This is a genomic window from Bacillus sp. K7 (genome assembly GCF_053903245.1).
Window position 1 is genome coordinate 1786374 of sequence record NZ_CP096406.1, and the last position, 13603, is coordinate 1799976.

The 13603-nt window shown below is 42.0% G+C and carries 11 protein-coding genes and 1 pseudogene; 11 read left to right on the plus strand and 1 reads right to left on the minus strand.

Annotated elements, in window-relative coordinates; all coding sequences use genetic code 11:
* Positions 1-63 precede the first annotated feature (63 nt).
* The 4 genes from nrdI to M1D98_RS09085 all read left to right on the plus strand — a co-directional run bounded on the left by nrdI (position 64) and on the right by M1D98_RS09085 (position 4380).
* Positions 64-456, plus strand: coding sequence for a class Ib ribonucleoside-diphosphate reductase assembly flavoprotein NrdI (gene nrdI / locus M1D98_RS09070; RefSeq protein ID WP_003221104.1), 393 nt, complete (start codon positions 64-66; stop codon positions 454-456).
* Positions 416-2518, plus strand: coding sequence for a class 1b ribonucleoside-diphosphate reductase subunit alpha (gene nrdE, locus M1D98_RS09075; protein WP_121642621.1), 2103 nt, complete (start codon positions 416-418; stop codon positions 2516-2518). Before nrdI ends, nrdE begins: the two co-directional genes overlap by 41 nt.
* A gap of 17 nt (positions 2519-2535) precedes the next feature.
* On the plus strand, positions 2536-3525 hold the full coding sequence (nrdF, locus tag M1D98_RS09080) for a class 1b ribonucleoside-diphosphate reductase subunit beta (RefSeq protein ID WP_010328377.1): 990 nt from the start codon (positions 2536-2538) through the stop codon (positions 3523-3525).
* A 234-nt stretch (positions 3526-3759) separates the two neighbouring features.
* Complete coding sequence (locus tag M1D98_RS09085; protein ID WP_121642622.1) at positions 3760-4380, plus strand: hypothetical protein; 621 nt, start codon at positions 3760-3762, stop codon at positions 4378-4380.
* 62 nt (positions 4381-4442) lie between these two features.
* Here the strand turns inward: M1D98_RS09085 and M1D98_RS09090 are convergent, their stop codons facing one another.
* Positions 4443-5210, minus strand: coding sequence for an N-acetylmuramoyl-L-alanine amidase (locus M1D98_RS09090; RefSeq protein WP_456280183.1), 768 nt, complete (start codon positions 5208-5210; stop codon positions 4443-4445).
* Positions 5211-5951: 741 nt separating this feature from the next.
* Here M1D98_RS09090 and spoVK point away from each other — a divergent pair.
* From spoVK to M1D98_RS09125, 7 genes and pseudogenes are all read left to right on the plus strand, one after another.
* Complete coding sequence (spoVK, locus tag M1D98_RS09095) at positions 5952-6920, plus strand: stage V sporulation protein K (RefSeq protein ID WP_435576661.1); 969 nt, start codon at positions 5952-5954, stop codon at positions 6918-6920.
* Between the two features lie 132 nt (positions 6921-7052).
* Positions 7053-8315 (plus strand): GTPase HflX, encoded by a 1263-nt coding sequence (gene hflX / locus M1D98_RS09100; RefSeq protein ID WP_121642625.1) that lies wholly within the window; start codon positions 7053-7055, stop codon positions 8313-8315.
* Positions 8316-8331: 16 nt separating this feature from the next.
* Positions 8332-9597 (plus strand): methionine gamma-lyase family protein, encoded by a 1266-nt coding sequence (locus tag M1D98_RS09105; protein ID WP_121642626.1) that lies wholly within the window; start codon positions 8332-8334, stop codon positions 9595-9597.
* 109 nt (positions 9598-9706) lie between these two features.
* Positions 9707-10114: a transcriptional repressor GlnR gene (glnR, locus tag M1D98_RS09110; protein ID WP_003238341.1), complete on the plus strand. Its 408-nt coding sequence runs from the start codon at positions 9707-9709 to the stop codon at positions 10112-10114.
* A gap of 58 nt (positions 10115-10172) precedes the next feature.
* Positions 10173-11507 (plus strand): type I glutamate--ammonia ligase, encoded by a 1335-nt coding sequence (glnA, locus tag M1D98_RS09115; protein WP_010328577.1) that lies wholly within the window; start codon positions 10173-10175, stop codon positions 11505-11507.
* Between the two features lie 421 nt (positions 11508-11928).
* The gene (locus tag M1D98_RS09120; protein ID WP_435576660.1) at positions 11929-12768 is read left to right on the plus strand and encodes an SMI1/KNR4 family protein; all 840 of its coding nucleotides are present in this window, start codon (positions 11929-11931) and stop codon (positions 12766-12768) included.
* An 88-nt stretch (positions 12769-12856) separates the two neighbouring features.
* Positions 12857-13492: pseudogene (locus M1D98_RS09125) on the plus strand (T7SS effector LXG polymorphic toxin); the annotation flags it as partial.
* Positions 13493-13603: the final 111 nt, after the last annotated feature.

Sequence of the window (13603 nt, forward strand, 5' to 3'; positions counted from 1 at the left end):
TAGTATACTATATATAGTGTTAGTGATGAGAGATTCATATTTTTTGATAGGTCGTGATAAAACGTGGTACAAATCATATTTGATTCGAAAACAGGGAATGTTCAGCGGTTTGTGAATAAAATAGGCTTTCAGCAGATACGCAAGGTGGACGAAATTGACCACTTGGACACTCCGTTTGTTTTGGTCACCTACACGACAAACTTCGGTCAGGTACCGGCATCAACACAATCATTTCTCGAAAAATACGCCCATCTTTTATTAGGAGTCGCTGCGAGCGGCAATAAAGTATGGGGCGATAACTTTGCAAAAAGCGCCGATACCATTTCAAGACAATATCAGGTGCCGATCTTGCACAAATTTGAACTCAGCGGCACATCTAAAGACGTTGAATTGTTTACTCAGGAGGTAGAAAGAGTTGTCACAAAATCAAGTGCCAAAATGGATCCAGTTAAATAACGAAATCATGATCCAAAAAGATGGAAAATTCCAGTTTGATAAGGATAAAGAGGCTGTACATAGCTATTTTGTAGATTATATCAATCAAAACACAGTGTTCTTTCACGATTTAAAAGAGAAGCTGGATTATTTGATTGAAAACCAATACTACGAAGAGGAATTCTTAAGCCTGTATTCTTTTGAAGACATTAAAGACGTGTTTAAGACAGCTTACGCTAAGAAGTTTCGTTTTCCTTCCTTCATGAGTGCGTTTAAATTCTATAATGACTATGCTTTGAAGACGAATGACAAGAAAAAAATCCTCGAGCGTTATGAGGACCGAATCTCAATTGTTGCGCTGTTCTTCGCAAACGGCGACACGGAGAAAGCAAAAGAATATGTGAATCTGATGATCAATCAGGAATATCAGCCGAGCACACCTACATTTTTGAACGCCGGCAGAAAACGCCGCGGTGAACTGGTGAGCTGCTTCTTGCTTGAAGTCAATGATTCTTTAAACGACATTTCACGAGCGATCGATATCTCCATGCAGCTTTCTAAGCTCGGCGGAGGGGTTTCTCTTAACTTGTCCAAGCTTCGCGCCAAAGGTGAAGCCATTAAAGATGTTGAAAATGCCACAAAAGGCGTTGTAGGCGTCATGAAGCTTCTTGATAACGCGTTCCGCTACGCTGACCAAATGGGACAAAGACAAGGATCAGGAGCGGCGTACTTGAACATTTTCCACCGCGATATCAATGATTTTCTTGATACGAAAAAGATTTCAGCGGATGAAGATGTGCGCGTCAAAACGCTCTCTATCGGTGTTGTCATTCCGGATAAGTTCGTCGAGCTTGCGCGCGAAGACAAAGCGGCTTACGTATTTTATCCGCACACGATTTATAAAGAGTACGGCCAGCACATGGATGAGCTGGACATGAACGAAATGTACGACCAATTTGTCGACAATCCTCGGGTGAAAAAGGAAAAAATCAACCCGCGGAAATTGCTTGAGAAACTGGCGATGCTTCGTTCGGAATCAGGCTATCCATACATCATGTTCCAAGACAACGTGAATAAAGTGCATGCGAATAACCATATCTCCAAGGTGAAATTCTCTAACCTTTGCTCTGAAGTGCTTCAGGCATCTCAGGTTTCTTCATATACAGACTATGACGAAGAAGATGAAATCGGTTTGGATATTTCCTGCAACCTTGGTTCGCTTAACATTCTCAATGTCATGGAGCACAAATCAATCGAGAAGACAGTTAAGCTTGCGACAGACTCTTTAACACACGTGTCTGAAACGACTGATATTCGCAATGCGCCTGCTGTAAGACGGGCGAACAAAGCGATGAAATCAATCGGTCTCGGCGCTATGAACCTTCACGGCTATCTTGCGCAAAACGGCATTGCGTATGAAAGCCAGGAAGCGCGCGACTTTGCAAACACGTTCTTTATGATGGTGAACTTTTACTCCATCCAGCGTTCTGCGGAAATCGCAAAAGAGAAGGGCGAAACGTTTGATCAATATGAAGGATCAACCTATGCGACAGGTGAATACTTCGACAAGTACGTTTCAACTGATTTCTCACCAAAATACGAAAAAATCGCTGCTCTGTTTGAAGGTATGCATATCCCGACGACAGAGGATTGGGAAAAGCTAAAAGCATTTGTGGCTGAACACGGCATGTATCACAGCTACAGATTATGCATTGCGCCGACAGGCTCTATCTCATATGTTCAATCAAGCACGGCGTCTGTCATGCCGATTATGGAACGGATTGAAGAAAGAACATACGGCAACTCAAAAACGTACTACCCAATGCCTGGGCTTGCATCTAATAACTGGTTCTTCTATAAAGAAGCCTACGATATGGATATGTTCAAGGTTGTAGATATGATCGGGACAATCCAGCAGCACATTGATCAAGGAATCAGCTTCACGTTGTTCTTAAAAGATACAATGACGACTCGTGATTTAAACCGAATCGATCTGTATGCACATCACAGAGGAATAAAAACCATTTACTATGCAAGAACAAAAGATACTGGGCAAGACAGCTGCCTTTCTTGTGTTGTTTGATTAAAGGAGAGTTTATAGTGACAAAAATTTATGACGCAGCAAACTGGTCAAAGCATGAAGATGATTTTACCCAAATGTTCTATAACCAAAATGTGAAACAGTTCTGGCTTCCGGAAGAGATTGCTTTAAACGGCGATCTCCTCACATGGAAGTACCTTGGAAAAAACGAGCAGGACACTTATATGAAGGTACTGGCCGGACTGACTCTTCTTGATACAGAGCAGGGGAATACGGGGATGCCGATCGTGGCTGAACACGTAGACGGCCACCAGCGGAAAGCGGTGCTGAACTTTATGGCGATGATGGAGAACGCTGTCCATGCGAAGTCGTACTCTAATATTTTCATGACCCTGGCACCGACTGAAACGATTAATGAAGTATTCGAATGGGTTAAGCAAAATAAATATTTGCAGAAAAAAGCGCAAGTCATCGTCGGCCTTTACAAAGCCATTCAAAAAGATGATGAAATCTCATTGTTCAAAGCGATGGTTGCTTCCGTCTATCTCGAAAGTTTCCTTTTCTACAGCGGTTTCTATTATCCGTTATATTTCTATGGGCAAGGGAAACTGATGCAAAGCGGTGAAATCATCAACCTGATTCTTCGTGATGAAGCGATCCACGGCGTTTATGTGGGTCTCCTTGCTCAGGAAATCTATCATAAGCAGACAGAAGAGAAAAAAGCAGAGCTACGCGAATTTTCGATCAACCTTCTGAATGAGTTATATGAAAATGAGCTTGAGTATACAGAGGACTTGTACGATCAAGTCGGACTTTCACACGATGTGAAGAAATTTATCCGCTATAATGCCAATAAAGCGCTCATGAACCTTGGATTTGAGCCATTCTTTGAAGAAGAAGATATTAATCCGATCGTTTTAAACGGATTAAATACAAAAACAAAATCGCATGACTTCTTCTCTATGAAGGGGAACGGCTATAAAAAAGCGACAGTTGAGCCGCTCAAAGACGATGACTTTTATTTTGGAGATGAAAAAGAGCAGATCTAATATCTACTCAGATTAAAGAGAAAGTGGGGGCTTAAAAGACATGGTGTCAAAGAAGCCCTCATTTTTTAATTTTTAATCTACCGATACACGATATTTAGTGTTCAATTCAGAATGAAACATCTATATTATTGCACAATTGATTTTTCGAAAAAGCTGTCGAAATTTTCTCGACAGCCTGAGCAGATCTAATATCTGCTCTTTTCGACTTGAATGAATGAGGAGGACGCAGCAATCATGGGAAAGATGGACGAAATCATTTTGGTCGCCCCGCGCGATGACGTGTTTAAGAAGGAACGCTTAACCTTTCAGGGTGTGAACAGTGAAGATAGCAGAGTAGCAGAAATCATGGCTCAGATCGAAACAGGCTATCGTGAAATGAGAAGGGGAGACGCAGAAGAAAATCCGGATTATAAGCAGCCAATTCCTTATGTCGTCATTACGCGAGAAGATGAAGTTTTCCTTTACGAGCGGCTGGCTGGCGGAGGGGAATCACGTCTGCACAATAAGCTTTCTCTCGGCTTTGGAGGGCATATGAACTCCATCGAAGGAGCAGCCTCATTTGCTGAAGTCTTAAAGCTGAACACAGATCGCGAGCTTGAGGAAGAACTGCAAATCAACGAAGAGGATAAACAGGCAATTGTCACACTGGGATTGATTAATGATGATGAAAACAGTGTCGGCAAAGTGCATATCGGTATTCTTTCTGCGCTTCAATTAAAGCCAGGCTCACAAGTGGAAGTGAAAGAAAAGGAGCAAATTGCAGGAAAATGGATGAAAGTCTCTGAATTAAAACAGGACGAGATCTATAACCGTCTGGAAACATGGTCCCAATTTGTTGTTGATATTCTAGTATAAAAAACCCCGGTTTCTCGTAATGAGGAGCCGGGGCTTTTTTGAGACGCTCGTCTGTGTCTTGATTATGATTCTAGAATGACAATCGCGTCGAAGCCGGCACTATTTGCTCTGGCAGCAAGGTCATCTGCATTGGCTTTGGATGAAAATGCGCCAATCTGTACTTTATAGAATCCGTCCTTTAAAAGGACAATCGTGTCAAAACCTTTAGCTTCGGCACGATTAGCGAGTGAGTCTGCATTCGCTTTTACTTTAAATGCGCCGATTTGAACCTTATATAATCCTGAGCCGGATGTCTTTTTAAGATGAAAGGCTTGCTCCAATCCGTTTGCATGGCCTCTCGCCAAGCTTTGAATAAAACTGCTCGTTTTCAGCTTATTTGCATCTGCAACGGTATCAATAAACCCATTCTCAGTTAATAGGGCAGGCATTGCAGACTCCCTTAGGACGTGGAAGTTCGCTGTTTTTTTGCCGCGGTCTGCAAAGTCGACAGCTTGTATCACTTCAGAGTGAACCGCCGATTGGTACGTCGTCGTCGGGGCTCCCACGCCCGGGTAAATATAGCTTTCAAAACCTGTGCCTCCCCCGGCATTAATGTGAATGGACAAAAAGAAATCTGCTCCCCAGTTATTTGCAGCGTTTGTCCGATCGCTTAAGCTGACATACTGGTCGCTTGTCCGGCTCAACAGCAAAGAAACGCCTTCATACTCATTAGTCAATATCGTACGCAAAGCAAAAGCGATTTGCAGGGTTAACGTTTTTTCTTGAAGGCCATTCCCTGTTGCGCCTGGATCAGAGCCGCCATGGCCAGGGTCAATAAAAATTTTAACCATTCTCTATCACCTCATTACAGGATATGAAAAAACACGGCAGATGCTTGTACGATTATCATTCGTATGTAAAATGAGGAAATAACCCTTTCGCATGCGGAAATTATTTCTCGGGAAAGCGCACAATTCCCCATGAAGCGACAGCAGATTCAATCTGAATGAAACCTGTGAACCTGTCGTGTGTTTGTAAGTAAAATGATCTCGCCTGATCTCCGGCGTTGCGTCAGGCATGTGAAACATAAACGAGGAAAAAAGGAAGGTGTGTCGCTGAAGACATCTCTCGGTATTTATAGGCCGAATGAGGAGGGAAATAAACCACAGTCCATAGATGGACAGGTGTTTTGGCTCGGTGCCTGTTCAAATGCGAAAGCGTTATGTTATGCAAAAGAAGTATACAAATGACACTGAACACCGCTTCAGGAGGGCTTCCGATGACAGATTCGTTTGAGCTGTTAAAAATGAGCGGTATAGGAAGTGTCTGTCAAGGAATTATAGAGGCGTGATAGTGATTATGAGGGTTATATTATATCTCCAGTGTTCCTTACAAAATTGTTAAAAATAAAATCTCTTGGTTTGTCCACCCCATGTCCGTGAATACAATAAGAAATAAAGTATTTCTCGGGAAAGCGCAAGATTCCTTAGCATTCAGCATTCCCTATAAAAGCAATTGTTTCGACACATGATAGGCGTTTGTCACAAAGGGCATCCGCTTGAATATCATATAGAGAGAATAGAGAGGTGAAAATGTTGGAGCGCGCTGTGACATATAAAAACAACGGACAGATCAACATTATTCTTAACGGACAAAAGCAGGTGCTGACGAATGCTGAGGCAGAGGCGGAATATCAAGCTGCATTGCAAAAAAACGAAGCGAAGCACGGCATTTTAAAGGAAATTGAAAAAGAGATGAGCGCACTAGTTGGGATGGAGGAAATGAAACGCAACATCAAGGAAATATACGCCTGGATTTTTGTGAACCAAAAACGCGCAGAGCAAGGCTTGAAGGTGGGGAAGCAAGCGCTGCACATGATGTTTAAAGGAAATCCGGGAACAGGAAAAACAACGGTTGCGCGGCTGATCGGCAGGCTGTTCTTTGAAATGAATGTCCTGTCAAAAGGCCATCTGATAGAAGCGGAGCGGGCTGATCTGGTAGGGGAATATATCGGGCACACCGCCCAAAAAACGAGAGATTTAATCAAAAAGTCATTAGGCGGCATTTTGTTTATAGACGAAGCCTACTCGCTGGCGAGAGGCGGAGAAAAGGACTTTGGGAAAGAAGCGATCGACACGCTCGTCAAGCATATGGAAGATAAACAGCATGAATTTATTTTGATCCTTGCCGGATATTCTCGGGAAATGGATCATTTTCTTTCATTAAATCCCGGTCTCCAATCAAGATTTCCCATCTCCATTGACTTTCCGGATTATTCTGTCACCCAGCTCATGGAGATTGCGAAACGAATGATCGCTGAAAGAGAATACCAGCTGAGTCAAGAAGCGGAATGGAAATTGAAAGATTACTTAATGACAGTCAAAAGCGCGACAAGTCCCATTAAATTCAGCAATGGCCGTTTTGTCAGAAATGTGATCGAAAAATCGATCAGAGCGCAAGCCATGAGGCTTTTAATGGGCGATCAATACTTAAAAAGCGACTTGATGACCATTAAAAGCCAAGATCTTTCCATTCAAGAAGAAGCATCTGGCTCTGTATAGGCCTCTCAGCTTTCGAGAGGTCTGTTTTTTGTTGTATTTCTAACTTTTCAAAGCAATCGATTTGTGGTATACACATGCAGGGTTTGGTATGATAATACTACTGCCCAATATGCAAAAGAAAGGAACATCCATTTGAACGAACAGGAAACAAGACAGGAAAAAGCCATTTTAGTCGGATGTCAGCTGCCGCATATCACGGATGAGCATTTTGAAAATTCTATGGAAGAGCTTGCATCTTTGACAAAAACAGCAGACGGAACCGTATTAACCAGCGTCACACAAAAACGGAACAGGGCTGACGCCGCTACATATATAGGAAAAGGGAAGGTAGAAGAGCTGAAGGCATTGGTGGAAGAGCTTGAAGCTGATCTCCTTATTTTTAATGATGAGCTGTCGCCAAGCCAATTAAAGTCATTGGCAACCGCGATTGAAGTGAAGATGATTGACCGCACGCAATTGATTTTAGATATTTTCGCAAAACGGGCGAGAACGAGAGAAGGCAAACTCCAGATTGAGCTGGCCCAGCTGCAATATGCACTGCCGCGTCTGACGGGGCAAGGGATCAATCTCTCCCGGCAAGGCGGTGGAATTGGGGCGAGAGGTCCCGGTGAAACAAAACTGGAAACCGACCGCCGCCATATCAGAAATCGCATTCATGAAATCAACACACAGCTCTCGACTGTCATTCGCCATAGAAGCCGGTACCGTGAGAGAAGAAAGAAAAATGGCGTGCTTCAAATCGCGCTTGTCGGTTATACAAACGCGGGGAAATCTACATGGTTCAACCGGCTGACAAGTGCGGACAGCTATGAAGAAGACCTCCTGTTTGCCACATTGGATCCGATGACCAGAAAAATGGTCCTGCCAAGCGGTTACAGCGTGCTTCTGTCAGATACAGTAGGGTTTATTCAGGATCTTCCGACGACACTGATTGCTGCATTTCGGTCAACGCTTGAGGAAGTCAAGGAAGCGGATTTGATCCTGCATTTAATTGATTCTTCAAATGAGGATTACACAGGACACGAAAAAACGGTGCTTCGGTTGCTTGAGGAGCTTGAAGCCGATGATATTCCGATGCTGACAGCCTACAATAAATGTGATCAAAAACTGCCTGATTTTATACCGTCCGCTGGAAGGGATCACATTATGGTCAGTGCGAAGCGTGGGGAAGACGCTGATACATTTAAAGAAGCGATTCAGCGCTATTTGCGCCAAGAGCTGTTAACGTCTTTTGAAGCGCATGTGCCGGCAAGTGAAGGTAAGCTTCTTTCTAGAATCAAATCGGAAACGATGGTTGATCGCTTCTACTTTGATGAAGAAAATGAACGATACGACATATCAGGCTATGTACAAGAGGAGCAAAGCATCATCGGTGAATTAAAGAAGTATATGTAGGAAGGACATACAAAACATGTTTGACACATTAACACACGGAGAATTATTGAAAAAAACGGCAATGGAAGTGGAAGCGGACATTTCCGGTGTTCATAAACAAATAGAAGAAATCAGTGAACGTAATGAGTGGAGAGTGCTTGAAAGCTATAGAAAACACAAAGTAAGCGACACTCATTTTACGCCGTCTACAGGATACGGCTATGATGATATCGGGAGGGACACGCTTGAAAGCATTTATGCGGATGTGTTTGGCGGAGAAGCGGGTCTTGTAAGGCCGCAAATTATCTCAGGCACACATGCCATCTCGATTGCTTTGTTCGGTGTTCTCAGACCGGGGGACGAGCTTCTTTATATCACAGGCAAGCCCTATGATACGCTAGAAGAAATTGTGGGCGTCAGAGGAGAAGAAAACGCTGGATCGTTAAAGGATTTTCACATCGGCTACAACGCGGTTAATCTGACGGAAGATGGAAAAATAGACTATGATGAGGTCGCCGCTGCGATCAATCCGAAGACAAAAGTAATTGGCATACAGCGCTCAAAAGGATATGCAAATCGCCCTTCTTTCTTAATCAGCGAAATAGAAGAAATGATCCGTTTTGTAAAAGAAATCAATGAAAACCTAATCGTATTTGTCGACAACTGTTACGGAGAATTTGTGGAGGAACTGGAACCTTGCCATGTAGGAGCCGATCTGATGGCGGGATCTCTCATTAAAAATCCCGGCGGCGGGCTTGCGAAAACAGGAGGCTATCTCGTCGGAAAAGCGAAATGGGTTGAAGCCTGCTCGTACCGTATGACATCACCGGGCATCGGCAGGGAAGCAGGGGCATCTCTTTATTCGCTCCAAGAAATGTATCAAGGCTTCTTTTTGGCCCCTCACGTTGTGTCGCAAAGCTTAAAGGGAGCTGTGTTTACAGCGAGATTCCTTGAAAAGCTGGGCTTTACTTCAAACCCGAAATGGGATGCGAAAAGAACGGATTTGATTCAATCAGTTGAGTTTTCTGATAGAGAAAAAATGATTGCCTTTTGCCAGGCGATTCAATATGCATCACCGATCAATGCACACGTGACACCTTATCCGGCCTACATGCCGGGATACGAAGATGATGTCATTATGGCAGCAGGCACATTTATTCAAGGAGCAAGCATCGAATTATCAGCAGATGGCCCTATCCGCCCGCCGTATGTAGCGTATGTTCAGGGAGGATTAACCTATTCGCATGTGAAAAATGCCATCTGCAGTGCAGTGGATTCACTCATGGAAAAGCAATTAATTTAAATTTTTTAAAAATTTCACTGAATTTGATGTTAAGATTTCTTACATCGTATTGACACAAAATATAACATCACCTATAATGAAACTAAGTTAAGAAAAGGAGGAAATTGAGATGAGTGATAATATTCGCCGCTCAATGCCTTTATTTCCAATAGGAATTGTCATGCAGTTAACGGAGTTATCAGCAAGACAAATTCGATATTATGAGGAAAATGGACTGATATTCCCAGCGAGAAGCGAAGGGAATAGACGATTATTTTCGTTCCATGATGTAGATAAACTGTTAGAAATCAAGCACCTGATAGAACAAGGTGTAAACATGGCAGGGATTAAACAAATTCTGGCAAAGGCAGAAGCCGAGCCGGAGCAAAAACAAAACGAAAAGACGAAAAAACCAATGAAACATGATCTGTCCGATGACGAACTAAGACAGCTCCTGAAAAACGAGCTCATGCAAGCCGGCCGTTTTCAAAGAGGGAACACATTCCGCCAAGGCGACATGTCCCGCTTCTTTCATTAATCCGTTAGCAACTGTTTTGCTATATACATTTACCTTTTAAGAGGAGGAGTTTTACGAAATGGCAAAGTACACTAGAGAAGATATCGTAAAATTAGTAAAAGATGAAAACGTGAAGTATATCCGTCTTCAGTTTACTGACATTCTTGGAACAATCAAGAACGTTGAGATTCCTGTAAGCCAGCTTGAAAAAGCGCTTGATAATAAAGTCATGTTTGACGGTTCTTCTATTGAAGGATTCGTTCGCATCGAAGAGTCAGACATGTACCTGTATCCAGATCTGAATACATTTGTTATCTTCCCATGGACGGCTGAAAAAGGTAAAGTAGCACGTTTCATCTGTGATATCTACAATCCAGATGGCACACCTTTCGAAGGTGACCCGCGAAACAACTTAAAACGGATTTTGAAAGAAATGGAAGACCTTGGCTTCAGTGATTTTAACCTCGGGCCTGAGCCAGAATTTTTCTTATTTAAATTAGATGAAAAAGGCGAACCGACGCTTGAATTAAACGACAAAGGCGGATATTTCGACTTGGCTCCAACAGACTTGGGAGAAAACTGCCGCCGCGATATCGTTCTTGAGCTTGAAGAGATGGGCTTTGAAATCGAAGCGTCTCACCACGAAGTAGCGCCTGGCCAGCACGAAATCGATTTTAAATATGCTGGTGCAGTCCGTTCATGTGATGATATCCAAACATTTAAGCTAGTTGTTAAAACAATTGCCCGCAAACACGGCCTGCATGCGACATTTATGCCAAAACCGTTGTTCGGTGTGAACGGTTCCGGTATGCACTGCAACCTATCACTCTTCAAAGATGGCGTTAACTCATTCTATGACGAAAACGCTGATCTTCAGTTAAGTGAAACAGCGAAACACTTCATTGCAGGTATCGTGAAGCACGCAACAAGCTTTACAGCAGTAACAAACCCGACAGTAAACTCTTACAAACGTCTTGTTCCTGGCTATGAAGCACCTTGCTACGTAGCATGGAGCGCGCAAAACAGAAGCCCGCTTATCCGTATCCCGGCTTCCCGCGGCATCAGCACACGTGTTGAAGTACGCAGCGTAGACCCAGCTGCTAACCCGTACCTTGCACTCAGCGTATTGCTTGCTGCAGGCTTAGACGGAATCAAAAACAAACTGGAAGCGCCAGCTCCAATCGACCGCAACATCTACGTGATGAACAAAGAAGAGCGCATGGAAAACGGAATCGTTGACCTTCCAGCAACACTTGCGGAAGCGCTAGAAGAATTCAAATCAAACGAAGTCATGGTCAAAGCGCTGGGCGAGCACCTATTCGAACACTTCATCGAATCAAAAGAAATCGAATGGGATATGTTCCGTACACAAGTTCACCCTTGGGAGCGCGAACAGTACATGTCTCAGTATTAATCTTTCAATCCCTTGGCACTATTGATGTCAGGGGATTTTTTTATTTGGTCAATAGAATGGGAGAAAATCATTTCTGGTCGTTGGCCAATAAATGACCAAAAATATTTGAAGTTATAAATTTACTCCATAAGTGACGAGACTAATTCTCGTAATCCTTCATTCGGTTTTGGGTTAGTTTTTACTTACACGGGAATTAACACATTGGCGGTTAATGACCTAGTCGCACTTGAATATATTTTTGCGCCTGAGTCTATAAATAATGCAGCAAGCGTACAGTGTAATGCATGGATTGGCATGATATTAATGTTTGATCGCTTTAAAATCCCGATTAAACGCATTGAACAAGATTTATGAAACATGACAGGTGTAGAAGCGTATTTATATGGGTGTAATTAGTAGATAACCCATAGGAGGTGAGAAAATGAGAGTCATTTGGCTGAACATTGAATATGATCCTTTCAGGTTAAAGGATATCAGTGAAGACGAAGTAAGGAAGATTGAAAAAGAGTTGAATGTAACTTTGCCCCATGAATATAAAAAATTGATCATTCAACAAAATGGTGGATTGATTACCTTTAATGCGTTCCCAACAAAGCATATAACGTCTTGGGCAGACGACCATATTCAAGTTGATCACATGAGAGGAATAGGAAAAGATTTGGGGATCTTAGAGAGTGATTATTTAATAAAAGAGTGGGGTCTACCACAAAAACTATTGTTCATACAGGGAGATGGACACAATGAGGTTGCATTAGATTATCGCCTAACTAATGAAAATCCACCTGTTCATTTCTTTGACCTAGAATTAAATAATGACTTTAAGATTGCAGGTTCATTTAATGAATTTTTATCAAAGCTATACACACATGAATATGAAAAAATTCAAGAAAACGAAAATTTAAATTTTGATGATATCCCTAGCATTGATCCAAATGATCCAGATGCTATTCAGAAGGAAGAAGTCGAAAAAATTCTTGCTAATAAGAATCCTATGGAGATGTATAGGATTTCTCTTTTTCCAATCCAAAGTTTTGAAGACCTGAAGTGGTTGCTGAATGTTATTTACCATAATTCCATAGAGGCACAAGGTGACATGGCTTTTGAATTGGCTGACGTGTTGATGTCAGTTGTTTCTTCATACTCACACCAAATAAAGTCGAATAATTTAAAAACTGTGGTTCAAGCAGCTGCTCAGAAGTTAGGGGTGTCCAAAAATGAAGATACTGAGATTATATTTGATCAACTTAAAGACTTCATGTAAATGAAGCACTATGCATTAAGGCAGTCAACGTTTGGATGGTTTTTCTGTTATGTGAATTAAATGGCTGTGGTAAAATTTTCATAGAATAATGAAGGTATTTTAGGCTGATTCATTACTCTCTGAAGCGGATAGAAGAACCAAAGAGTATAAGGAACTAAGGTCACAAATGGTGAAGCTCAGAAAAGCAATTAAAAATGTAGCTGATCTGGGCGACAGCGTATTTTTCAAGTAAAGGTGCTGACAATATTAAAGCATTATATCATGATCATGTCGGTGTTACCGGTCAATGGCTTGATTTAATTGATATGAAAATTGCTGTTTTAAGCCAGCATTTCTTCAAAACTTGAAGAAGCAAAGTTTTCAGATGCTTATATAGAAAAAACCTTCTTAGAACACGAGCTGGCAAACGCTTATAAAATATCAAAGTCCATTATGTCTGAACAAAAGAAAGCAAAGACATTCTAAACGACATCAATGATATTCTTCCCCTTGAAATATTCTCAACAGAAGACTTCAAAGACAAACTATCTTCCACAGACGACAAACGTCAAAAAACACTTGATAAGCTAAACAAACTTGATGAGGATTTAAAAACAGAGTATGCAGAGACTGAGCCTAACGAACAATTCATTCAACAAGATTTTAAAAAGCTGCAGGAATCAACAGGCAAAGGGAAGAACGCTACACCGATCACTATAACGCTAAATCGTATAGAGAAAGTGACAGATCAGTAAGATTTAAGAGACAAGGATCAATTTCACTTTCAATTGGCTTTTTCCCAATCTTTTAGACCAAACATAGTTGAAGAGATCTATAAATCTGCTAACCGTATTTT